A 23,863-nucleotide genomic window follows, 5' to 3' on the forward strand; every position below is an offset into this window, starting at 1 on the left:
ACCACCTGCTTTTGAAATTCTTCTGATTATTATGAAACTCAAAATAACAAACGGAACGGTCATTACTCCTCACAGGTGTATTGAAAGCGGCACAGTATTGATTGAAGATGGTAAAATCATCGGTATAGAGCAGGGAAACACCGACTTCCCCGATGCTGAAATTATTGATGCCGGCGGCCAATACATTTCTCCTGGTTTTATTGACATCCATATTCACGGTGGTGGCGGATTCGATTTCATGGATGGTTCAGAAGAAGCTTTTTTGAACATAGCAAAAATCCACGCCCGGTACGGAACAACATCTCTTGTTCCCACTACGCTGACCAGCGAAAAAGAGGATCTCTTAAAAACACTGGATTACTATAAATCTGCTAACGAAAAGAATCACCATGGGGCGCAGTTTCTTGGGATGCATTTAGAAGGACCTTATTTTGCCTTGAATCAGCGGGGCGCACAGGATCCACGTTATATCCGTAATCCTGATCCGGCAGAATATGAAGAAATACTCGCCTATTCAGATTCCATCGTCCGCTGGAGCGCCGCGCCCGAACTTCCTGGTGCGATTTTATTCGGACAGAGACTTCGTCAAAAAAATATATTGCCGGCCGTGGCGCATACCGATGCGATTTACGAGGAAGTGCTGGAAGCATACGAAAACGGATATACACTTGCCACACATTTGTATTCAGCTATGTCGGGCGTCACGCGCAAAAATGCCTTCCGGTACGCCGGAACTATAGAAAGTGCATTATTACTGGATATGGACGTGGAGCTTATAGCAGATGGTGTCCATTTGCCGGCACCGTTGCTAAAACTCGTATTCAAGATAAAAGGACCTGAGAGAATTGCCCTGATCACAGATGCAATGCGCGCAGCTGGAATGCCAGAAGGCGACAGTATACTTGGTCCGCTGAACAATGGATTGAAGGTAATCGTAGAAGATGGTGTAGCCAAACTTCCCGATCGCACCTCCTTTGCCGGAAGCATCGCTACTGCTGACCGGCTCGTGAGAACAATGATTCAAAAAGCGGAAGTCTCCCTGACTGACGCCATTAAAATGATGTCGCTCACACCAGCACGAATTATGAAGGTTGATCATCGCAAGGGATCCCTTGCAGTTGGCAAAGATGCTGATATCGTGATTTTCGACAACCAGATTAACATAAGTCACACCATTGTATCCGGTAAACTGATATTTGAAAACAACAGTAGGCCGGGAAACAAACACTAACACCCTTATACAAACCTGACATGAAAGTAGATAATCTGAACATCAGCGTATTTGAAACGAGGCGGGATCTTGGACAAGCGGCTGCTGTACTTGTGGCTGACCGCATTCGCAAACTGCTCAAAGAAAGAGAACAGGTCAATATTATTTTTGCATCCGCACCTTCCCAAAACGAATTTCTTGAATTTCTTTCCGATGAAGAAGGTATTGAATGGCATAGAATCAATGCCTTTCATATGGACGAGTATATCGGGCTACCTGATGATGCACCCCAGAATTTCGGATATTTCCTGAAAGTCAGGTTATTTGAGAAAGTGGGAATACAAAACGTCTTTTATCTGAACGGCAACAATCCTGATATTGAGTCCGAAGCTGACCGGTATGCCTCTCTGCTTCAAAAATATCCAACAGATATTGTCTGTTTAGGAATTGGGGAGAACGGACATATTGCTTTTAACGATCCGCATGTCGCTGATTTCAATGATCCGCTTTTGGTAAAAAAAGTAGATCTTGACTTAGCCAGCAGACAGCAACAAGTTCATGATAAATGTTTTGATGAATTGTCGGAAGTTCCTGAACATGCGCTCACACTCACCATTCCTGCACTGATGAAAGCCACCCATGCCTACTGCATGGTTCCGGGTCCTACAAAAGCACAAGCCGTACTCAACACCATCACCAAAGATATTATTGAGGAATTCCCTTCAACCATTCTACGCCAACATCCCGATTGTATTCTGTTTATTGATGAAGACAGTTCAGGGCAATTGTAAAAATTTGCGTCGGTATTGTTAGCTTTTCTATGACAAAATCATGGCGATTAGAGTAAAATTGTAACCTCAACCAGTTATTAGTATTTAGCTGCAAAGATTTATAACCACAATCAGATGAAGGGAAAACTGTTAATGATCGCCGTAACGGGCATACTTGCTTTGAATCAGGGATGTAATCAGAAAAAAGAGGAAGCTCAGGAATCGAAAAAACCTTTGAGCCTTATCGTGGTAGAACCAGGACACTTCCATGCCGCTTTGGTGCAAAAATCTATGTATGCCGATGTTGATTCGGTTGTGCATGTATATGCTTCGGAAGGCCCCGATGTGAAAGCGTATCTTGACAAAATTGAAAAGTATAACACCAGACCAGAAGAGCCAACCCACTGGAAGGAGGAGGTATATACCGGACCGGATTTCCTGGATAAAATGATTGCTGATAAAAAAGGCAATGTAGTCGTACTTGCCGGTAACAATCAGAAAAAGACAGATTTTATCAAAAAGTCTGTAGATGCGGGGCTTAACGTACTGGCCGACAAACCCATGGCTATTGATGCAGCTGGTTTTGACAAACTGCAGGAAGCATTCACAAGTGCTGAAAAGAACAAGGTACTGCTATACGATATCATGACAGAACGTTATGAGATCACCAATACGCTGCAACGTGAACTGGCATTGCTTCCGGACATTTTCGGTGAATTGCAAAAAGGTACGCCAACTGATCCCTCAGTAGTAAAAGAAAGTGTTCACCACTTTTTCAAATACATTTCCGGTGAGCCTTTGGTACGTCCGAGCTGGTTTTTTGATGTAGAACAGCAAGGTGAAGGTATGGTGGATGTAACAACTCACTTAGTAGATCTTGTACAATGGAGCTGTTTCCCGAATGTATCTCTGGACTACAAAAAGGATATCAATTTACTTTCTACAAAGCGCACTGCAACCAAAATAACACCATCTCAATTTAAGCTGGTTACCAAAAGCGATACCTATCCTGACTACCTTAAAAAGGACGTTACGGACAGCACGCTTAACATTTACTCAAACGGTGAACTGAATTATACGCTGAAAGGCGTTCATGCGAAAGTGTCTGTAATCTGGAATTTTCAGGCACCGGAAGGAACCGGAGATACGCATTATTCGATCATGAAAGGTTCTAAAGCCAATCTCATCGTGCGCCAGGGTAAAGACCAGAAGTACAAGCCCGTTCTTTACATCGAAACAAAAGATAAAAGTAAGGCTTACGAAGATGCCGTTGCTGCAAGTTTCAAGGTTGTTCAGGATAAATATCCGGGCATTGAGTTGAAGAAAAACAAAGCCGGTTGGGAAATCAGCATTCCTGCGAAATACGACAACGGACATGAGGCACACTTTGCTCAGGTGGCGAATAAGTACATGGAGTATCTGAAAGAAGGAAAACTACCTGAGTGGGAAGTTCCTAATATGATCGCCAAATATTACACCACAACACAGGCGTTGAAACAGGCGAAAGAAAAGAAGTAATAGTTTCAGAAAATAATATGTTAAAAATGCCGTAGGTGTGCGATGTTGCATGCCTACGGCATTTTTGCTTCGCCACACATAACCTTGCTGCTACCGAAATTATATCCCTGACGGGATTTCTACATTTGATATTTGATATGCGCAGATAAAGACATTAACAGGTACAGGCAAGTCCCGTTTGGGACGTAATTTCGGTAGAAACAATCCAGCCTGAATTTTCCAAATCCCGTCAGGGATGGAATATCCGCAATGACGTAAGCATGTCCTAACCCCCTAAATCAACAATGGGCGCCCGCATTACTACGGACACCCATTATCACTTATCATTGAATTACCTTCTATCGCAAATCAACAACCTCCACACCCGGATATTGTTTTTTATCAAAAACAAAGAAGGCTTCCGCTACATTTACGTCAGGCTGAAACTGCTCCACTTTATAAGTAACCTTAGCTCCACTTTTTGGAAAAATTTTCCAGCTGGCAATTGACTTATCTGATTTGTTTACCTGAATCTGCACCTTGTTCACCTGGCTGGTTTTACCTGTTGGCGTAAGTTCCACAGTTTCCAAAACCTGGTTTCCTACTTTCTTCTCGTCCACAAAAGTATATTTAAATCCTTTTTTGTAAGCCGAATAAATCTTTGTCGGATCCAGGTCACCCGTTGCAGTAGGATCGAAATCCTGCACATTTACCTCATTTGTTTCTTTGATATAAGTCGACATCAGTTTACCGTCATTGAATATCTCCTGCCCTGCCATTTTAAGACGAAACTTCGTTCCTTTCACTGTCACATCCCCTTTCAATGCTTTTCCACCTTCGGGTGTATAGGTAAAAACTGCCTTAAAGGATTTGATTTTCTGATATTTGGCACTCATGGCTTCCAGAATAGCCGTAGACTTTTTATCTCCCTGAGCCGACACTTCTACTGCGTTACCCACACAAACAAAAAACAGCAGGAGAGATAACAGAACTTTCATTTTTTTCATAATTACAGAATTGATTCCAAGCGGGTTAATTGCAAAATTGTTTTTTAAAACACACAAATTTTAGACCAGCTCACAACAAGATGGTTTAATATACACTACTTAAATGTATTGAGCTGATGCATTAATTGATACCCATCACGCGCAGATGCTCCTCCAGTCCGCTCAAATCCATGAACATGACATCCCTGGCTTTACTCCCGGTGAATGGACCGACAACACCAATGGATTCAAGCTGATCCACAATGCGACCCGCACGGTTGTAACCCAGCTTCATCTTACGCTGGATCAATGATGTGCTACCTTGTTGGTGTGTTACGATCAGTCGGGCTGCTTCTGGCAAAAGATTGTCAAAATCATCAACGTTGACTTCACTCTTACCTTCTCCGCCTTCTTCACCTTCGTACTCAGGCAATGCATAAGCGCCATCATAACCGCGTTGCGCACCGATGAAATCGCAAACGTCTTCAATTTCACGGGTGTCGATAAACGGACATTGCAAACGGATCATTTCGGAGTTAATAGACAGAAGCATATCTCCTTGTCCTACAAGCTGCTCAGCCCCCCCTGCATCAAGGATAGTGCGTGAATCAATACTGGATGTTACGCGGAAAGACAAGCGTGCTGGGAAGTTGGCCTTGATCAAACCCGTGATAACCTTTACAGACGGGCGCTGCGTTGCTACAACCAGGTGAATTCCGACCGCACGGGCAAGCTGAGCAAGACGTGCAATTGGCGTTTCAACTTCTTTACCAGCTGTCATCATCAAATCAGCAAGCTCATCGATTACTAACACGATATAAGGAAGGAAACGGTGCCCGCGCTCCGGATTGAGCCTGCGCTGCGCAAATTTGGCGTTGTATTCCTTTAGGTTACGCACTGATGCTTCTTTCAGCAAGTCATAGCGCTGATCCATTTCAATACAAAGCGAATTCAGCGTAAAAATAACCTTCTTCGTATCGGTGATAATAGCTTCACCCGAGTTGGGTAACTTCGCAAGGAAATGCCTCTCCAGTTTATTGAAAAGTGTAAGTTCTACCTTTTTAGGATCTACAAGTACAAATTTCAATTCGGCGGGATGTTTCTTATAAATCAAAGACGCCAGAATCACGTTCAAACCTACCGACTTCCCTTGTCCGGTTGCTCCGGCCATGAGTAAGTGAGGCATCTTAGCAAGATCTGCAATATGGATTTCGTTGGAAATTGTTTTTCCCAGAATAACCGGCAAATCGTAAGTTGATTTCTGGAAACGCTCATTGGACAATACTGACCTGATAAAAACCGTCTCCCGGTTTTTGTTGGGCACTTCAATACCAATCGTACCACGGCCAGGCATAGGTGCGATAATACGAATACCCAATGCAGCAAGACTCAGTGCAATATCTCCTTCAAGATTCTTAATTTTCGAAATCCTTACCCCCGCTTCCGGTATAATCTCGTACAGTGTTACAGTAGGCCCGATCGTAGCTTTAATCTTGGAAATATTAATTCCGTAGCTGCCCAGCGTATCTACAATCCTTGTTTTATTTCCTTCCAACTCATCGTGAGATACCTTTTCATGCGCGTTTTCGAATACCTCATTCATTAAGGATACATCCGGAAACTGGTACGAAGGCAAATCCAGAGTTGGATCGTACTGCCCGAATTCGCGCAAAATAGAGGCATTTACATCTTCCTCTTCCACAACAAACTCTTCAGGCTCTTTCACCATCGTATCCTCTACTTCCAACTCCAATACTCCGGGAACCGATACTTTCGCAGGTTGAGCAACAGCTACTACCGGTTCTACAGAAAGCATTACAGGTTCCGCAGCAGAAACAGCCACAGGAGTCTCTTCAATCTCCTCGGCAACTGGCTCTACCTCTTCTACTACTTCTTCCTTCTCTTCCTCTAAGTCGTCGTAGGTATCATTCACCACCGAAACATATTTCGGTTCTTGAGGCTTTACAGCCTCTTTTTCTTCTGCTACGGGTTCGGTTGATACAGTTGCATCATCATTTACTTCGACAGTAACCGGATCCGGCACCGCATTTTTCACCTGCCATTGTTCAATGGTATCTCTGAAATCGTAGAAGTAAACTGCAAAAAGAAACAATGCAAAGATGATCGGAATAATACTTCCCCATTTAAGCCAGTCAAACAGGATTACGTTGATCGCATAACCCATTCCACCGGAAATAAAGCTCAGGCTACTTTCCTGATTGCTCATCAGCACAACGTACCCCATAAGCACACTTCCCCAGATCAGGAAGAAAACAACTTCTTTTGTTTTACGGCTTAACGAATAAGGTTCTCTGCCGAACGCAATTTTCCAGCCTCCCAAAACCGCGATAACAGGCAAGAGAATCGCACTGATCCCAAACCAACGATAAACAAAGATGTGAGAAATGGTGGCGCCGAGCACACCCAGCACGTTGCGTGTCTGCCTGCCAGCGTCACGTATAGATTCTTCTCTGATACCATCAATCACACTTTGGTCTGTGATACCAGTAAATATGTAAGAGACAAAAGATACCTCCATCACAAGGCCAAGCACCATGAAAAAGATACCCCATGCCAGCGTACTTTTCGGACTGGCAAAAATCCCATCCCAGTCTATCGACAAACGAAGACGTGAACCCGCGGCCTTTTGCTCCTGCTGCCTCTGTGTATTCCCCCGGGGTTTGTTAACTGCCATCTAATATAGACTTGTAATGTGTGAAGTGAATTTCAATGAAAACAAGGTATTCAACGTGCCACCATCGCTTTACAGATTCGGCTGGCCAATCCAGGTCCCTCGTAAATAAAACCTGTATACAACTGAACAAGGCTTGCACCTGCTCTGCGTTTTTCCAACGCCTGCTCCGGTGATGCTATTCCACCTACACCAATAACAGGAAAAGCGTTACCTGATTGCTGGCAAAGATAACTGATCACCTCAGTCGCTCTGTTCGCCAAAGGCTCCCCACTCAATCCGCCTGCACCCATTCTTGCAATTTCCGAAGCCGGTGTTTTCAGGTTTTCCCTGCTGATGGTTGTATTGGTTGCGATCACGCCGGCAATACCACTTGTTTTTACTATATCAATAATATCATCCAGCTGACTGTTCGTCAGATCCGGCGCTATTTTTAAAAATATAGGTTTGGGCGTAAACTTTTCTTTATTCTTCTTCTGCAACTCTCCCAACAATGCCGTAAGCGGTTCTTTCTCCTGCAATTCTCTCAGCCCGGGAGTGTTTGGCGAACTTACATTTACTACAAAATAATCAACCACCTCGAACAACTCGCGGAAGCAGATCAGGTAGTCGCTCAATGCATCTTCGTTGGGTGTATTTTTATTCTTGCCAATATTTCCGCCAACCAGAATCTTCGATTTACGGGTACGTAATTTAGCAGCTGCTACCTCAACCCCCTTGTTATTAAAACCCATTCTGTTGATCAGCGCCTTGTCCGATTTAAGGCGAAACAACCTTGGCTTATCATTGCCCGGCTGTGCCTTTGGCGTAAGTGTTCCGATCTCTATAAATCCAAAACCCAACGCTTCCAGCTGGTCAACCATTTCCGCATTTTTGTCAAACCCTGCAGCAAGTCCCACCGGGTTACGAAAGCGCAAACCTGCTACTTCCTGAACCAGATCAGGGTGTTCGTAGGTGTACAACGAGCGGAGGATTTGAGGTACGAATGGAATTTTAAAAGCAAAATCCAGCACGTCACAAACAAAGTGATGTACCCGCTCGGCATCGAACAAAAAAAGGAAAGGCGCAACAATAATCTTATACATGTTGCAAAAATAGAAGGTTTGTAGAAAGGGATAAGTTGATACCAGAATTTTATTTTTTACGCGCCCCTCATACTTCTTCTTGTCCTGATCTTTCCCTGTATTATATCAAAAGGCCAATTCTGGCTTCCCGATTGCGTGCCTTCGTTACATCTAAACGGAATAATGATAATCCAGCGTACCCGGAAACAATTAAAAAAATGCCTTCGAAGCCCGACAACAGTTTTAAATACTTCTTTTTTAGCATTTTTTACAATTTTATATATTAAATTGCGATAAATGTCCGTTTGTCTGGACAACGGTAAAATCATAAATGGTGAAACCGAATTACATCAGACAGTCCTACGGTCTGCCCTGCATTAGCTTTATATCCTAATCCCTAACATAACTTACCATTACTGTGAAAAGTAAACCTTTTCTTCTTCACCTTACTGTATTTTTCATTCTGAGCAACATTGTATCCGTTTCTATGGCCAGACCACTGGACGGCGGAAAACTTGTTGGGAAAATTGTTGAAGCATCCAATAATGAAGGCGTCAGTTTTGCTACTGTTGCTCTGCTGACATCCAGAGACTCTTCCCTGGCCTTCGGAGCTGTAGCTGATCTGGATGGTGTGTTCACCATTACAAGCGTAAAGCCAGGAAACTATATTCTTAGGGTCACTAACATCGGATTCGAAACACTTTATAAGCCGGGCGTAAGTGTTGCCACTGAGGCCAACGTGCTGGATCTGGGTACAATCAAAATGAACTCGGCAGCGCAAAAGCTGAATGAAGTGACGGTTACAGCTGAAAAAAGCATGATCGTTGATGACATTGATAAAAAGGTGATCAATATCGGTCAGGATCTGCTTGCATCCAGCAACAGCGTGAGTGATCTGATGGAAAAACTTCCTGCAGTTTCATTGGATGAAAATGGAAATCCTCAGGTGAGAGGAAAAGGAAATGTAGTCGTACTGATAGACGGTAAGCCATCCAACTTATATGGAAACGACCTTCCGACGATACTACAATCTTTCCCTGCCAATCTTATAGAACGCATTGAAGTGATGACAACCCCTTCCGCAAAGTATGAAGGAGAGGGAGCTTCAGGTGTTATTGACATTATTACCAAAAAAGTAAAAATACGCGGAACAAACGGAAGTGCAAGACTGAGCCTGGGAAACAAAAACAACCATAGCGCCTCGGGTAACCTGAACTACAAATCCGGTAAATTCGGACTTACTGCCGCCCTCAACGGGCAGTCGACAAACCGCTATAACAAACGTACCCTGAACAGGGAAAACTTCATTTCGGAGACTCCCACCTTGCTGGAGCAAACCGGAACTGGGAATAACAACAATAAGAGTCTCTTTGGAAGGGTTGGTATTAACTACGATTTCAATAGCAAAAACACACTTGAAGTTGGTGTGAATTATTCTCTTAATGAGAATGGAAACCGTTCCGACATATTGAACCGTACGACATTATCCGATGGCTTTGTGCTGGAAGAATTTACCAGAATTAACAGAGGTACCGGTAATGGGGAAAGTATGAATATGAGCCTCGATTACCGCAAGAAATTCAATAAGGAAAACCAGGCATTCTCTTTTACGGCCAACTACTCATTAGGCAGCTCCGATAATGATTCGTACTTCGATCAGGAAAGTAGCATTGACAGTCTGGACAGGTTTCAGAAAAACCTACGCAATAATCAGCGTACGTCACTTTTTCTTAATTCTGATTACACCTGGCCTATTACCGCGACAGGAACACTTGAAATGGGCGTTCGTTCGAGAATTAGCTCTAATGACAATGTAAACGGATTTTATAACCTCAACAGGGAAACGGAGTTGTTTGAGTTCAGTCCTGCACTGAGTAATGTATTTGCTTATAAGGATCAGACTTATACCGGGTTTATGACATACAGCCAGAAATCAGGGATGTGGGGAATACGCGCCGGGGTACGCCTTACGGATTATAACCAGGACATCAATCAGGTCAATATCAACCAATCATTCAATGTACATTTCCTTACGTTGATCCCATCTCTTGCACTGACTCGTAAATTGAATGATGCAGCGCAGTTCAAACTGAATTACAGCCGCAGAGTACAGCGCCCGGAAGCAAACTGGCTGAATCCTTTCACCGATCTTTCGGATCCACGTAACGTACAAACCGGAAATCCTGAACTGAGACCTGAGTTCACACACAAAGCTGAACTTGCCTATTCTAATTACGAGGCTTCCGGTGGTTGGGGACCATCCCTGTTCATGGATTATTCTGACAATGCCATTACCCGTATCAGAACCATTGATGAAAACGGGGTTTCTCTTACGCGTTACGACAATGTCGGTAGAGAAATATCATACGGAGTAGAAACAGATTTTTCTAAAACTGTTTGGGAAATACTCAAAATCAACGGGAGCGGACGTGTATTCAGAACTGAAGTAGTGTCGCAAATGGCTCAGATCGACAACCGTACATGGAGCTACTCCGGTAACCTGAATGCATTTATAAAACTCCCGATGGACTTTAGGGCTTCCGCTTATATCAATTATGAGGGTCCCAGGGCAATTGCACAGGGAACGCGGGAAGGTGTATTTATTGCCAATATGGGGATTAGAAAGGATGTTCTGGAAAAAAAAGCCACAGTTTCATTTAATATACAGGATGTGTTTTTGTCAAGAGCTTACAAGAGCCAGCTGAATACTGCTACCTATTCTCAGAATTCGTTATGGCAGCAGACCAACCGTCTGGTTAATCTTAGTTTCAACTACCGTTTCGGAAAAATATCAACAGGAAACGGCAACGGAGCATAATCATCTTCCTATTGTTATATCGTAACTGAAATTATTATATTTCACAAAAAAGAGAATGCTCACAAGGCGTTCTCTTTTTTGTGACCGAAAGTATATGAAAGGTTCAGTTACCCGATCTTTTCAGCATTCCTCTGTTGGCTCAATTCAGGTAATCTTGTAGCTTTACTTTTACACAGGATCAGATGGAACAATTTTTGTCAAACGTGTAGTAACGTTAACAAAAGTTAAGACAATCATGTTTTTTAAACTTTGTGCAGTTACGGTACTCTAAAAAAAAGTTTTGAAAATTACTTCCTGTGCCGCAATTCGTATTACTATTGTACAAACTAATTAAAAACACAATTAACATGAAAAAGCTTTTAAGTACCGCCGTAGCTCTGCTCCTGATACATACATTCTCATTCGGGCAAAAATTACCGGCGGATTCCATTTTTGCCAACTATTACAAGGCTACAGGTGGGAAAGAATTATGGGACGGCGTGAAGTCTTACGCGCTCAAACGTAATTACGCATCTGCAAGTGCTGCACCTTTCGAGGCAAATGTATCGGTTTCTATTCCGGATCAATCCATGTATAAATCAAAGGTGATTATGAGACGTAACTTCGAATATGGCGTTAAACCTGACGGAGGCTGGATCAAAGTTCCTATCGGTAACAAAATTGATGTGAAAGACCTGAGCCAGGCTGAACAGGAAAACATGAGAACTGAGATTTATGAGAACCTTGCTGCTTTCATTGATTATCAAAAAAGAGGGTTCATTGCAACAACTGTAGGTACTGAAGCAGTAAATGGTGTTACAACCAACCATGTTGAAATGCAGGGAAAAGGAATAAAGTACAATTTGTATTTTGATGCAGCTACCGGTTTACTGGTTCGTCAGCGCGAAACCGTGGGAGGAATAGAAACAGTATCGACCTATTCTAACTACGTGAAATCGCCATACGGAATTAGTTACCCAACCAAGATTGTGCAGGTAAACAGTTCAGATAAAAAGCCTGTGACAGTTACATCCAGCCTGACTGTGAATCAGACAATTGCTCCTGAGGTATTCAAGAGATAGTCTGTTAATAACATAAAACGTTTATTACTGGATAGTTATCTGATCATAACTATCCAGTTTTTTTAGCTTAACCAGTTTGCAAATTGCCCGGAACGAACACAAGTACCAGGTTTAACACTAAGGAATGAAAAAGGTATTGAAAGTATTGGCGGTCATTCTCCTGACGATATTGATTCTGATAGGTGTCCTTATATGGGGTATACAAACTCCGGCGGGACAAAATTTCCTGACCGACCAGGCCAATTCATACCTCAGAAAAAAACTCAAAACCAAGCTGAATATTGAAAAGGTACGGTTTGACGTACCGGATTGGATAATGCTGGAAGGTGTATATTTTGCTGACCAGAAAGGTGATACACTACTCTACGGAAAAAGACTCTACGTTGATATAGATATGTACAGCCTGATTAAAGGCAATGTGGGTATCAATAAGGTAGAATTGGAAGGAATAAACGCCAACATTTACCGCACACTTCCCGACACCGTTTTCAATTTTCAGTTTATTGCAGATGCTTTTGCAGGCTCGGATGAGCCCACTCCTGTAGACACCACATCCAAACCGATGGAAATGCGGTTAGACAGAATTTCCCTCAAAGATGTCCGTCTTTCTTATCGGGATGCTGTTATTGGTACGGATGCTGAAGCTAAAATTGACTCTGCCTCTGTACAATTCGACAAGTTCAATCCTTCCTTATCACAGTATCACCCGACCAAGGTTACTTTGCTGAACAGCGGCGCTAAGCTAAGAATGTACGCTGCTCTGAAAACAGATACAACATCTGCCCCATCCAATCCGGCTGATTCGCTGGATCTTAAATTGGGAGATATTGATATCCGTCAGTTCGACTGGGTATTTACCGATGAGACTTCAGGTTTAAAAAATGGTGTGACCGTTGGCAAACTGGAAGGGAAAATCAACAAAATTTATATGGGTAGCCAGCATGTTGATATAGACAAGATCAATCTGGAAAACATGACTGCTTATGCTGAATTTGCCAAAAAGGCGACAAGTGGTGCTAAGAAAGTAGGAAATGAAATTGACAAAGCAACTACCACTCCGGAAGAGGTTGCCAAAAAGCCGGATGCCAAAGCAGAGGATGTTCCAGGCTGGAATGTCAAAGTAGGCAGCATTAATCTTGTAAATAACAATCTCCGTTACGACGACTTTAATTCCCCTCAAATACCAAAGGGACTTGACTATTCACACTTGGATATTAAAAATCTGAACATTGATTTACAGGAATTCATTTTCTCTCCTGAAAATATTGCCGGTGCTTTAAAATCAGCATCATTCAGAGATAAAAGCGGATTCAGAATTGATGAATTCAGAACCAATTTCGCTTATGGCAACGAACAGACCTACCTGAAAAATCTGTTGCTCAGAACACCCAATACAACACTCCGCGATGAGCTTGTTTTAAGATACAGCAATCTGGAACAGCTTACTAACGACATAGCCAAAGTTAAAATCCGCCTGAGACTTACAGACAGCCGTGTTGCCTTTGCTGATTTGCTCATGCTTGTTCCCGACCTGGCAACTACTCCACCTTTCAACAAAGAGCCTAACGGCGTTCTGAAAGGCAGCGGACTGGTAACCGGTTCGGTAGATGATATGCTCATTTCAAAAGCCAGGTTCAGTATGCTGAACGGTACAGTGCTCAGTCTCGACGGGCGTATACAAGGATTGCCCGATGCCGAAAAACTGTCCATGAATATGAATATCGGCGAGTTGTCATCAACAAAACAGGATTTGCTGAAAATGCTTCCCGACAGCGCGTTACCGTCATCTATAGAACTCCCTGAGCAAATTAAAATCTCCGGGAAAATAAATGGCTCTATGGCCAACCTGAGCCTGAATACGACGATCAATACCTCTTTTGGTACCGGAACTTTTGCAGGAAACCTGAAAAATATTACTGATAGTATTAAAGCTGAATACGACGGTACGCTTAGTTTCCAGGAATTTGATCTTGGAAAATTGATGAAGCAGCCGCCTGAACAAATGGGGAAACTCACGCTCACTACCGACCTGAATGGTGTTGGCTATGACCCGAAAACTATGATGGCAAATGTTAACGGAACCATTCAGAGTGCTGACCTTAATGGATACGTTTATAAAAACCTGACCTTAAAGGGAAATATAGACAAAGGAATGGCGGGTGTTTCTGCCAAAATGGATGATCAGAATATCAAGGTAAGTGTAGACGGACAAGCCGATTTATCCAAAGAATTTCCGTCTGTTAAAGGTGATGTTAATATCAATCACCTGGATCTGACCGCCCTGAACCTTTATGCTGATTCATTGCAAATCAAGGGTGACATTAAAGTAGACATGCCATCCACCAATCCAGAAAATCCATTGGGTACGGTGAATATTGCTGACCTTGTACTGACCCATCATGGTAAACCTGTAGGAGTTTCGGACATTAACATGAGCCTTACTGATTCCAGCGGTGAGCGCCAGGCTATTATTGATTCTCCGTTCCTGAAAGCGAAAATGGAGGGCGAATTTGTTTATACTGAACTTGCAGATGTCCTTTTCACTGAAATTGGTAAGAATTTCAAAGCTCCTGATCTCACCTACAATGAGGTTACAAAACCTACCAATTTTACGCTGGACGCTACTGTGACCAACCACCCGGTTTTCAAGATTGTAGCACCAAAGCTTACCGAACTGAATCCTATTCGTTTCCAGGCCAAAGTAGATAACCAGCAGGATTCATCAATAGTAGCGACATTGAATATTCCGGTTGTAGAATTTGACAGTATCCGTACGGAAAGGATCAACGTCAAGTTCAGCAATCTTCAGCAAAATGCTGTGTTGAACTCTACAATCGGCCTGGTTAATACAGGTGGCTTCCGCATGCAAAATGCTTCACTGGAAAGTGATATTGTAAACAATGATATCAAGTTTGATTTTACAGTAAGGGATTCAGCGCTCGTGGAGCAGCATGCATTAAAAGGGGACCTTCTTCTGGCAGACAATAAATACCGGCTCAACCTTCGTGATAACCTGCTACTGAATTACCGCAATTGGGAAACCGATACTTCCGGGTATGTACAATATGCTACTGACAGTGTCTTTGTTAGTAACCTGATCATTAAGGATGGCAATCAATCTTTAAAAATTAATTCAACCACTCCGGAACCGAACAGCCCACTGGATATTGAGCTCAACAATATTGAAATAGGTCCGATGATCGCCATCGCAACCCGCGACTCAACCTTGGCTACCGGATTGCTCAAAGGAAAAATTCTGTTGAGTAATTATATGACTTCTCCGGTTTACACAGGTCAGCTTACAATTGATAATCTCGCTGCGATGCAGATACCGGTGGGTAATCTAAGTTTGAGGTCTACCAACGAAACTGAAAACCTGATAAGAGTCGGTATGTCGTTGGTAAGTGATAAAAATGACATTCGCATAGGTGGAAGCTATAACCTTCAGGATGAGAACAATGCACTTAACTTCAATATGGACTTGAAGAAGTTGAGTGGTGAAACAGTTGAAGCATTCAGCTTCGGCCAGTTACAGAGAGCTACCGGCAATTTGACCGGCAAAGCCAAAATAACGGGATCCACTTCTGCACCGAAGCTCGATGGCTCAGTAGATTTTGATAATGTAGCTTTCAACGTTACCCAGCTGGGTTCCAGATATTCTCTCAACAATCAAAAGATCAATTTCAACGGGCAGAATATCAATTTTAACAACTTCGTCATTGCTGATTCTCTGCAACAGGAGATGAAAATTAATGGGAATGTCAATATCGCTGCTTTGCCGGATGTAGGCTATAACCTGACAATAGGAGCCAAGAACTTTACGGTTTTGAACTCTACACAGAAGCAAAACGAAATGTTCTTCGGCAAAGCCAAAATTGATGCAAACCTTACTGTAAAAGGAAAAGGCAGTAAGTCTGTAGTAGATGGAAACGTAAAGGTGGATCCCGGAAGCGATATCACTTTTGTAATGATCAATGAGGCGACAGAAACGGGTGATGCAAGCAAAGGTATTATCGAATTTGTGGACATGAGTGATTCAACGCAGGTTGCAAAAGCAGATTCTGCAGTTGCCGCGCCAATCATCGTAGATTTTGCATCGGAAATAACCCTGGATATAGATGTGGACGACAAATCCATGTTCAAGGTGGTTATTGATGAGCTGAATGGTGACAATATCCAGCTGAAAGGAAATGCCAAGCTCAATACCGGTATTGCACCAAACGGCCAGCTGTACCTGATCGGAGCGTATGATGTAAGTGAAGGTTCTTACGATCTCACGCTACAGATTCTTAAAAGGAAATTTGAAATAGCCAAAGGAAGTAGTCTGATCTGGACCGGCGATCCGATGAAGGCTGACCTGAATATCACAGCTGTATATCAGGTAATGGTAGATCCTGGCTCTATTGACAATAATTACAAAGGAGACAGAAAAATACCGATTGATGTTCAGATTATAATTACCGGAAATCTGTCGTCGCCAAGTATCGTATTCAATGTGATACCTAATGAGGAGGTGAGCCAGAATGTACAAAGAGATATTACTTCTCAGACGTTCTGGAACGATATGAAAAACAATCCTTCAGAAATGAACAAGCAGGCATTTTCGCTGCTGATTACCAATCGCTTTATCACAGATCAATCCTCCGGTGGATTTGACATAGGATCGAGCGCAGAAGCGATTGCTCGTCAAAGCGTAAGTCAGCTATTAAGTGACCAGTTGAATAACCTTGCTTCTGATCTGGTAAAAGGAGTAAACCTTGATCTCGATCTTAACTCTTCAACTGACCAAGCCGCCGGTGCGCGAACTGACCTCAACGTAGGCCTCAGCAAGGCGTTCATGGGCGACCGCCTTAAGATATCAGTGGGTAAAAACTTTGAACTTGAAAGCAAAAGCCAGACGCCAAGTTCATCACAGGTATTCGACAACATCGCACTTGATTACTCCCTTAGCAAAGACGGACGCTATTTATTCCGCGGTTACCGCAAAAATCAATATCAGTCCATTCTTGAAGGTTTCATTATTGAAACAGGGGTTAGTTTTATTATAACGGCAGACTACGATTTGTTCCGTGAAATATTCCAAAAGCAAAAAAATGAGAATTAGTATAGTAGCCTTCTTTGTGATTTGCATTGCGTTGAGCAGCTGCTCGGTTCAGAAGTATGTACCGGAGGGGCAAAGTCTCTATGTAGGAAATAATGTAAAAGTACAACCTGATACCCTTACAAAACCTGATGTTTCCGGCCTGGCAAGCGGGCTTGAATCGATCATTAAACCCACTCCCAACAAAACACTGTTTGGTTTCCCATGGAAGGTTTGGTTTCATTATTTTATTGGCGAACCCAAAGATGAAGGAGGACTAAAAAGCTGGTTCAGAAAGAAACTAGGCGAACCGCCGGTATTTGCTACGCAACGTTTACTTGATATCAATGCGGCCAATATGGTTGGCTACATGGATAATGAAGGCTACTACCGTTCATCGGCAAAAGGCAAACTTAAAGAATCAAAGAAAAAACGTACTGCCATCGCCGAATACCAGGCTTATGTAATGCCGAGATATGTTATTAACCAGGTTAATTATGTGGTACCCGACAGCTCTACATTTAATAAAAACCTCGTTCTGACAGCAAAAAAAACATACTTACGTAAAGGAGACCCGATCAGGCTGGATGTAGTAACCGCAGAACGTACCCGTATTGACCAGGATCTGAAAGGAAAAGGCTACTATTATTTCAATCCTGATTATCTCATTGCAAAAGTCGATTCGACGATTGGAAAGCAGGACTCTACATTAGGACCTCAGCAGGTGAATATTTATCTGGAAGTAAAAAAAGAAACTGCCCAGACAGCCCTGAAACAATATTACATCAACAACATTTTTGTCAATACCGGAACGAAAGAAACCGCGACAACGGATAGCATGGCGATAAGACAGCCGCTTCGCAGAGGTATCAACGTGACAGATCCGGGCAGGTTATACAAAAGAAGAATTTTTTATGACGCCATTGGTTTCAGGAAAGGAGATATGTATACCAACATCATGCATGATGTGTCGGTGAGAAGGCTGGTTAATTTTCAGAATTTCAAATTTGTCAAAAACACTTTTGAGCTTGTCCCACGATCCGACTCCGCATTACTGGATGTGCGTTACGATCTGGCTCCGATGAAGAAAAAATCGTTACAGACCACAATAAGTGCCAGCACGAAATCCAATAACCTGGGCGGGATGGAACTGTCTCTAAACTGGAAAAACCGCAATTTCTTCAAAGGTGCTGAAATTCTCAGCCTGAGTGCCTACTACGGTTTTGACTTACAGTTGGGTGGAAACAGGGTTGAAAATCCTAATCGCGTAGGTAACGAATTTATCAGGTATGGTGCGCAGGCTAGCTTATCTTTTCCTCGTTTTGTAATTCCTTTTTCCAGAATACGGCCTGAAAAAAGTAATATTTTACCCAAAACCATATTGGCTTTAAATTATGAGAATAGGATTCAGAAGGGGTTTTTCAAATCGACTTCTATCCGTGCGGACTGGTCTTATGTCTGGAGTAAAAATTCAAAACTGGAGCATACTCTCACGCCTATTGCTATCAATTATGTAATTCCGAGTAATGTAAATATAGAGCTACTGGGAAAAATCGCTGAAGTGTTACCAGCCTTGGAAGTTGAGAGATATTATCAATTGGTAGACCAGAATTTCTTTATTCTGGGCTCAAATTACAATATCACTTTTCGGCCTTCTACAAGACCATTCAGTAAAAATCAGTTTGTATTAATTGGAGGATTAGACTGGGGAGGTAATTTACTTAGCCTACTTGGAAAAAAGGACTCCACAGATCTTACTGGTGCGAAAAGTTTTTTGGGCGCCCCTATTCTCCAGTTTGCCAAGTTTGACGGTGAAGTACGTTATTACAGAACTATTAATTCCAGAGTGAAATGGGCTAACCGCTTTGTGGCTGGTGTTGGTATTCCCTATGGAAATTCAAGGAACGATCAGCTACCCCAATTCAAACAATACTTTGGTGGTGGTAGCGTAGGTTTACGCGCATTTAGGGCACGCGCTTTAGGACCTGGTGCTTATAATGCAGACACGACATCAGTTAGCCTATTAGGATATAACTCATTTGGGGATATTCGCCTCGAGTTTAATTCAGAGGTGAGAATGAAATTTACGGATATTATTAATGGTGCCGTCTTCGTGGATGCAGGTAACATTTGGTCCTACAATGAGAATACCGGTAAAGGTTATGGGCCTGAATCAGTATTTAATAAAAATACTTTCCTCAAACAAGTCGCTGTTGGTGGAGGTATCGGGCTTCGTCTGGATTTCTCCTTCCTGATATTCCGTCTGGATCTGGCCACCCCATTCAGGAAACCTTGGTATACTGTCACACCTGTAGAAACAGATCCGGACGCACCATTCGATCCGGATGCACCTGTTGTTTATAAAAATCCGTGGGTGTTTAAAGAAATCAACTTCGGAAGCAGAGCCTGGAGAAAAGAGAATTTAGTATTGAATATTGCGGTGGGTCTGCCCTTCTAAGCTCTCAGGTATGGCAATTATTGATTGATCTCCTGGCAGAGCTCAATCAATATGCCGTTAGTCGTTTTGGGATTTAGAAAGCAAACCAGCTTATTGTCTGCCCCCTTCTTAGGAATCTCATTCAAAAAGCTAAAACCTTTTCCTTTCAATCTTTCGATTTCTGAGAGGAGGTCGTTCACCTCGTAGGCTATGTGATGAAAACCTTCACCTTTTCTCTCTATAAACTTTGCAATAACACTATCCGGCGCTGTGGCTTCGAGTAATTCGATCTTGGTTTCGTTAACTTTGAAAAAGGAAGTAGAAACCGCTTCAGAAGCAACTGTCTCTCTTTTGTATGGAAGGATATTGAACAGACGACTGTAGAGTTCCTCGGCCTGAGCCAGGTCTTTCACTGCAATTCCGATATGTTCCACATTTTTAAACATGATTGCAGTTTACTTCCTGTTATCACCGCCGCCTACCATGCTCAGGTAACTCTCATATCTGCTGAAAGCAATTTGTCCTTCCTGTACTGCATCTTTTACTGCGCAGCCAGGCTCATTGATATGCTGGCAATTGTTAAACCGGCATTCATTTAAGAGCTCTCTCATTTCCGGAAAATAATGACTGATTTCCCCTGGCTTCATATCGGCCAGACCGAGTTCTTTGATACCCGGCGAGTCTATAATGAAAGTATCTTTTTCCAGTTCAAACATTTCTGCAAACGTGGTAGTATGCACCCCTTTGTTTGCGAAAGTAGAGACTTCCTGTGTTTTAATGGAAAGTCCTGGCGAAATTGTATTCACTAAGGTAGACTTACCAACTCCCGAATGTCCCGAAAACAACGATACTTTTCCGTGAAGCAAATCCTTCAGTTCCTGTACGCCGTGGTTGTGCAATGCATCCGTAGCCAGACAAGTATAGCCCAGACTTTCGTATAAATCCATGAGCTGCTGCTGAAAATCACGTATTTCGTCGTTCAACAAATCCTGCTTATTAAATACAATCACACCTGGAATCCTGAATGACTCAATAGCCACCAGAAATCTGTCTATAAATCCCAGAGAAGTCCGGGGGAAGATAAGTGTCGCAATTAATATTGCCTGATCAACATTGGCTGCAAGCAAATGGGCATGGGCGGTTTTATGTACAGAGCTTCTGATTACATAATTGTCACGAGGCAAAATTTCATGAATGATTCCGAAATTCTCAGTTTCATTTTCAATTTCGAACATTACATAGTCGCCAACCGCCAGTGGATTGGTAACCTTAAGTCCCAGATTTTTAAATTTCCCTTTCAGCCGGCATTGCCATATATGTGCATCACGTGTGTCTCTCACCTCATACCAGGAACCCGTCGACCGTAATACCAATCCTTTTTGTAACTGCATTCTTTCAATTCAATTTTAAGCAATTACGAATATAACAGAAGTTTAAGGTTATCAGGAAATACGTAGAAATAAAAAGCATTCTTTACTCCTCCACATAGTAGTTTTCTTCATAGAACTGCCTTTTCTTACCGGCTTAGAAATCCTGCCTGGCAGGGAGCCAAAACCAGTAAACCGAATCCCCTGAGCTGATTGTTTCGAGTATTTATCATCTCTGAAGTAATCAGTGCTAAATCGTTTTATTAAGGCAATTATCATATTAAATTTATTATTTATGACATTTATTAAGAAATATTAATAATAGCCGTATATTTAGTAAATGAAAATGCTTTGCGTAACCGTTTATGAACCTAATTGCTGAGGAAGCAAATTCCGTAATAGATATTCGTAAGAATCGTGTCAGGAGCAATCTCTTGCTTCACCTCTACAATTCGGGCGACACATCCATCAATAAAATGGCACGTATGTTCCATGCCAGCATCCCGTCCGCAACCGGGATCGTCAATGAACTAATACGGGACGGATGGATTGTGGAGACCGGGACGGGCCCTGCAAGAGCAGGACGTCCTCCTGTTTTATATGGCCTGAATCCGAATAAATACCTGACACTGATCATGGATATAAACCGCCATGATACGCAGTTCATTATTTTCAATCTGCACAATAAGCTTATCACAAAACGAAAAGTTGACATCAGACTGGACGATTCTGCAGAGTTCCTCGAAACACTCTTTGAAGCAGCACACGACTTTCTGAGTTTCAACAATATCTCTGTTTCTAATATTTGGGGAATAGGAGTGGCTATGCCAGGACTGATCAACTCGATACAAGGTATTAATCTCACATATCCCAACCTGACCCCGGGTGGCACTTCACTGTCGGGATACATAGGAGCGCATTTCAATCTGCCTACTTACCTTTTTAATGATACAAAAGCGACAACGATTGGTGAACACCGGTTCGGATTCGCTGTAAATAAATCGCAGGTACTTACCATCAATATCGACTGGGGAGTTGGTTTGGGTATTATTGTAAATGGAGAAGTATTTCACGGAACTTCAGGCTTTGCCGGAGAGCTTGGGCATATTCAGGTAAAATCAGACGGCATGTTATGCCATTGCGGAAAAATAGGATGCCTTGACACCGTTTCATCGGCGATGGCGCTGATCAGGCAAGCCAAAGAAGAAATACAGAATGGTCGTGCTACTATTTTGTCTCAGATTGTTAATAACGATTTGAACAAACTTGACACTTCTCATATCATTGAAGCAGTTCACTCCGGTGACGAATTATCTATTGATCTGTTAAGTGTAGTGGGTACTGAATTAGGAAAAGGATTGGCTACCGCTGTTCATTTGTTCAATCCGGAAGTGATTATTGTAGGCGGAATGCTGGCAGAAGCGGGTCCGTTTATTTCGAATCCTATTGAGCATGCCATCAATAAATATTGCCTGTCTGACTTCAAAAATTCACTATCCATTCATATTTCAAAGTTGGGAGCCAATGCCCGTTTACTCGGCACACAGGCTTATCTCTTTGAACACTTGATCACCAGAGAATTTTCCAACTAAAATATTCAAGGCTGATAGCAGTAACCTAACTCTGTTATCAGCCTAACTTTTTTGCTACTTCCTTCATTACAAGATCCGTTGCCCCCACTCTCTCCTCTACGTAATGCCTGCTTATATTTCCTGCTGCATCGCTTATTTTCGGATTTCTCCATTCCTGAATTAATCCTGTTAGCTGAGCCACATCAGCTACCGCAACAGCACCACCTTCAGCGATAAGGTCTTTTGCTTCCTGAAATTTATAATAACCTCTATTTCCGAACATCACCGGCAAACCGAATGTAGCTGCTTCCAGAATATTATGGAGACCATTGCCAAAAGATCCTCCGATATAAGCCATTGTTCCATACCTGTAAAGGGACGAAAGCATTCCTATATTGTCAATAAACAGATAGTCCGCATCCACATGAATTCCTTTTACAAATTCTGAATAGCGAACAGAACTACCCTTCAACTGATCTTGCCATTTAGCAATTTCCTCTGTTTTGATTTCATGTGGTGCAATGATCATTTTTATGCGCTGTTTCAAAGCATTAACAGCCGGAATTAACACATGCATATCTGACTCCCAGACAGATCCCGCTACAAGGCATGCTTCTCCCTTTACAAAATCAGCTATCTGAGGCAACTCCCGGGCCTGGCCTGCAATCGCAAAAACTCTGTCGAAACGGGTATCACCTGCTAACGAACAATTCGTAATCTGAATGTGCTGTAACAATTTTACCGATTCTTCATTCTGTACAAAAATATGATCGAAGTAACATAGCAGACCTTTGTAGAAACCTCCGTACCATTTGAAGAAAACCTGATCCGGACGAAAAATGGCAGAAAATGAATAGACATACCGATCTCCCGATTTTAGTTCTTTCAGATAGTTATACCAAAACTCATATTTGATAAAAAAGGTAATTTGCGGATTCACAATCCGTACAAATTCAAGTGCATTTGCTTTGGAATCATGAGGTAGATAACAGATATAATCCGCGCCATTGTAGTTTTTTCTCACCTCATATCCTGAAGGAGAAAAGAAGGTTAGCAGGATAAAATAGTCAGGATACTGTGCTCTGAAAGCCTCCATTACAGGCCGCCCCTGCTCAAACTCTCCCAACGAAGCTGCATGAAACCAGGCTACCGGTCTTCCTTTTACAAGTCCTGCAAATGAATGGTCCAATTCTGAAAGCAAATTTACTCTGCCTTCCACACCCTTGCGGATCTTACTGCTAAATGATGAAGCTATACGCATCCCCAACTGAAGCAGGAGGATGAAAAACTGATACAAAAATGCTGTCAAT

14 protein-coding genes are annotated in these 23,863 nt (G+C 42.5%); 8 read left to right on the top strand and 6 right to left on the bottom strand.

Annotation, left to right across the window (positions count from 1 at the left end):
• The first annotated feature begins 31 nt into the window (after positions 1 to 31).
• From nagA to DSL64_RS18830, 3 genes are all read left to right on the top strand, one after another.
• The gene (gene nagA / locus DSL64_RS18820) at positions 32 to 1,231 is read left to right on the top strand and encodes an N-acetylglucosamine-6-phosphate deacetylase (RefSeq protein WP_115832472.1); all 1,200 of its coding nucleotides are present in this window, start codon (positions 32 to 34) and stop codon (positions 1,229 to 1,231) included.
• Positions 1,232 to 1,251: 20 nt separating this feature from the next.
• A complete protein-coding gene (locus tag DSL64_RS18825) occupies positions 1,252 to 2,001 on the top strand; it encodes a glucosamine-6-phosphate deaminase (RefSeq protein ID WP_115832473.1) in 750 nt (249 codons plus the stop codon).
• 114 nt (positions 2,002 to 2,115) lie between these two features.
• The gene (locus tag DSL64_RS18830) at positions 2,116 to 3,498 is read left to right on the top strand and encodes a putative oxidoreductase C-terminal domain-containing protein (RefSeq protein WP_115832474.1); all 1,383 of its coding nucleotides are present in this window, start codon (positions 2,116 to 2,118) and stop codon (positions 3,496 to 3,498) included.
• A 338-nt stretch (positions 3,499 to 3,836) separates the two neighbouring features.
• On the opposite strand, the gene lolA1 is transcribed toward DSL64_RS18830, so the two are convergent.
• From lolA1 to DSL64_RS18845, 3 genes are all read right to left on the bottom strand, one after another.
• Complete coding sequence (gene lolA1 / locus DSL64_RS18835; protein WP_115832475.1) at positions 3,837 to 4,484, bottom strand: outer membrane lipoprotein periplasmic chaperone LolA1; 648 nt, start codon at positions 4,482 to 4,484, stop codon at positions 3,837 to 3,839.
• 121 nt (positions 4,485 to 4,605) lie between these two features.
• A complete protein-coding gene (locus DSL64_RS18840) occupies positions 4,606 to 7,158 on the bottom strand; it encodes an FtsK/SpoIIIE family DNA translocase (RefSeq protein ID WP_115832476.1) in 2,553 nt (850 codons plus the stop codon).
• A 50-nt stretch (positions 7,159 to 7,208) separates the two neighbouring features.
• On the bottom strand, positions 7,209 to 8,240 hold the full coding sequence (locus DSL64_RS18845) for a quinone-dependent dihydroorotate dehydrogenase (protein WP_115832477.1): 1,032 nt from the start codon (positions 8,238 to 8,240) through the stop codon (positions 7,209 to 7,211).
• Positions 8,241 to 8,637: 397 nt separating this feature from the next.
• On the opposite strand from DSL64_RS18845, the gene DSL64_RS18850 reads away from it, so the two are divergent.
• From DSL64_RS18850 to tamL, 4 genes are all read left to right on the top strand, one after another.
• The gene (locus tag DSL64_RS18850) at positions 8,638 to 11,037 is read left to right on the top strand and encodes a TonB-dependent receptor (protein ID WP_229217143.1); all 2,400 of its coding nucleotides are present in this window, start codon (positions 8,638 to 8,640) and stop codon (positions 11,035 to 11,037) included.
• Between the two features lie 347 nt (positions 11,038 to 11,384).
• Positions 11,385 to 12,098: a hypothetical protein gene (locus DSL64_RS18855; protein ID WP_115832478.1), complete on the top strand. Its 714-nt coding sequence runs from the start codon at positions 11,385 to 11,387 to the stop codon at positions 12,096 to 12,098.
• Between the two features lie 124 nt (positions 12,099 to 12,222).
• Complete coding sequence (locus tag DSL64_RS18860) at positions 12,223 to 17,202, top strand: translocation/assembly module TamB domain-containing protein (protein WP_115832479.1); 4,980 nt, start codon at positions 12,223 to 12,225, stop codon at positions 17,200 to 17,202.
• A complete protein-coding gene (gene tamL, locus DSL64_RS18865) occupies positions 17,192 to 19,636 on the top strand; it encodes a translocation and assembly module lipoprotein TamL (RefSeq protein ID WP_115832480.1) in 2,445 nt (814 codons plus the stop codon). The genes DSL64_RS18860 and tamL overlap by 11 nt, the downstream gene beginning before the upstream one ends.
• Before the next feature lie 17 nt (positions 19,637 to 19,653).
• On the opposite strand, the gene mce is transcribed toward tamL, so the two are convergent.
• Both mce and rsgA read right to left on the bottom strand, forming a co-directional pair.
• On the bottom strand, positions 19,654 to 20,061 hold the full coding sequence (gene mce, locus DSL64_RS18870) for a methylmalonyl-CoA epimerase (protein ID WP_115832481.1): 408 nt from the start codon (positions 20,059 to 20,061) through the stop codon (positions 19,654 to 19,656).
• Between the two features lie 9 nt (positions 20,062 to 20,070).
• Positions 20,071 to 21,006 carry a ribosome small subunit-dependent GTPase A gene (rsgA, locus tag DSL64_RS18875; RefSeq protein ID WP_115832482.1) on the bottom strand — a complete coding sequence of 312 codons (936 nt, stop codon included), beginning with the start codon at positions 21,004 to 21,006 and terminating at the stop codon, positions 20,071 to 20,073.
• 341 nt (positions 21,007 to 21,347) lie between these two features.
• Between rsgA and DSL64_RS18880 the strand changes: the two genes are divergently transcribed.
• Complete coding sequence (locus DSL64_RS18880; protein ID WP_115832483.1) at positions 21,348 to 22,574, top strand: ROK family transcriptional regulator; 1,227 nt, start codon at positions 21,348 to 21,350, stop codon at positions 22,572 to 22,574.
• A 37-nt stretch (positions 22,575 to 22,611) separates the two neighbouring features.
• Here DSL64_RS18880 and DSL64_RS18885 read toward each other — a convergent pair whose 3' ends face one another.
• Positions 22,612 to 23,862, bottom strand: coding sequence for a 3-deoxy-D-manno-octulosonic acid transferase (locus tag DSL64_RS18885; protein ID WP_310587858.1), 1,251 nt, complete (start codon positions 23,860 to 23,862; stop codon positions 22,612 to 22,614).
• Between the last annotated feature and the right edge of the window lies 1 nt (position 23,863).

It is taken from the genome of Dyadobacter luteus, from assembly GCF_003383615.1.
Classification (GTDB): Bacteria; Bacteroidota; Bacteroidia; order Cytophagales; family Spirosomataceae; genus Dyadobacter; species Dyadobacter luteus.

What these genes read in the sequence shown, in the direction of transcription:
- DSL64_RS18830 (WP_115832474.1), top strand. Translation starts at nt 2,116, where the DNA reads ATGAAGGGAAAACTGTTAATGATCGCCGTAACGGGCATACTTGCTTTG.
- rsgA (WP_115832482.1), bottom strand. Translation starts at nt 21,006, where the DNA reads ATGCAGTTACAAAAAGGATTGGTATTACGGTCGACGGGTTCCTGGTAT.
- lolA1 (WP_115832475.1), bottom strand. Translation starts at nt 4,484, where the DNA reads ATGAAAAAAATGAAAGTTCTGTTATCTCTCCTGCTGTTTTTTGTTTGT.
- DSL64_RS18860 (WP_115832479.1), top strand. Translation starts at nt 12,223, where the DNA reads ATGAAAAAGGTATTGAAAGTATTGGCGGTCATTCTCCTGACGATATTG.
- tamL (WP_115832480.1), top strand. Translation starts at nt 17,192, where the DNA reads ATGAGAATTAGTATAGTAGCCTTCTTTGTGATTTGCATTGCGTTGAGC.
- mce (WP_115832481.1), bottom strand. Translation starts at nt 20,061, where the DNA reads ATGTTTAAAAATGTGGAACATATCGGAATTGCAGTGAAAGACCTGGCT.
- DSL64_RS18880 (WP_115832483.1), top strand. Translation starts at nt 21,348, where the DNA reads ATGAACCTAATTGCTGAGGAAGCAAATTCCGTAATAGATATTCGTAAG.
- DSL64_RS18825 (WP_115832473.1), top strand. Translation starts at nt 1,252, where the DNA reads ATGAAAGTAGATAATCTGAACATCAGCGTATTTGAAACGAGGCGGGAT.
- DSL64_RS18855 (WP_115832478.1), top strand. Translation starts at nt 11,385, where the DNA reads ATGAAAAAGCTTTTAAGTACCGCCGTAGCTCTGCTCCTGATACATACA.
- DSL64_RS18845 (WP_115832477.1), bottom strand. Translation starts at nt 8,240, where the DNA reads ATGTATAAGATTATTGTTGCGCCTTTCCTTTTTTTGTTCGATGCCGAG.
- DSL64_RS18840 (WP_115832476.1), bottom strand. Translation starts at nt 7,158, where the DNA reads ATGGCAGTTAACAAACCCCGGGGGAATACACAGAGGCAGCAGGAGCAA.
- nagA (WP_115832472.1), top strand. Translation starts at nt 32, where the DNA reads ATGAAACTCAAAATAACAAACGGAACGGTCATTACTCCTCACAGGTGT.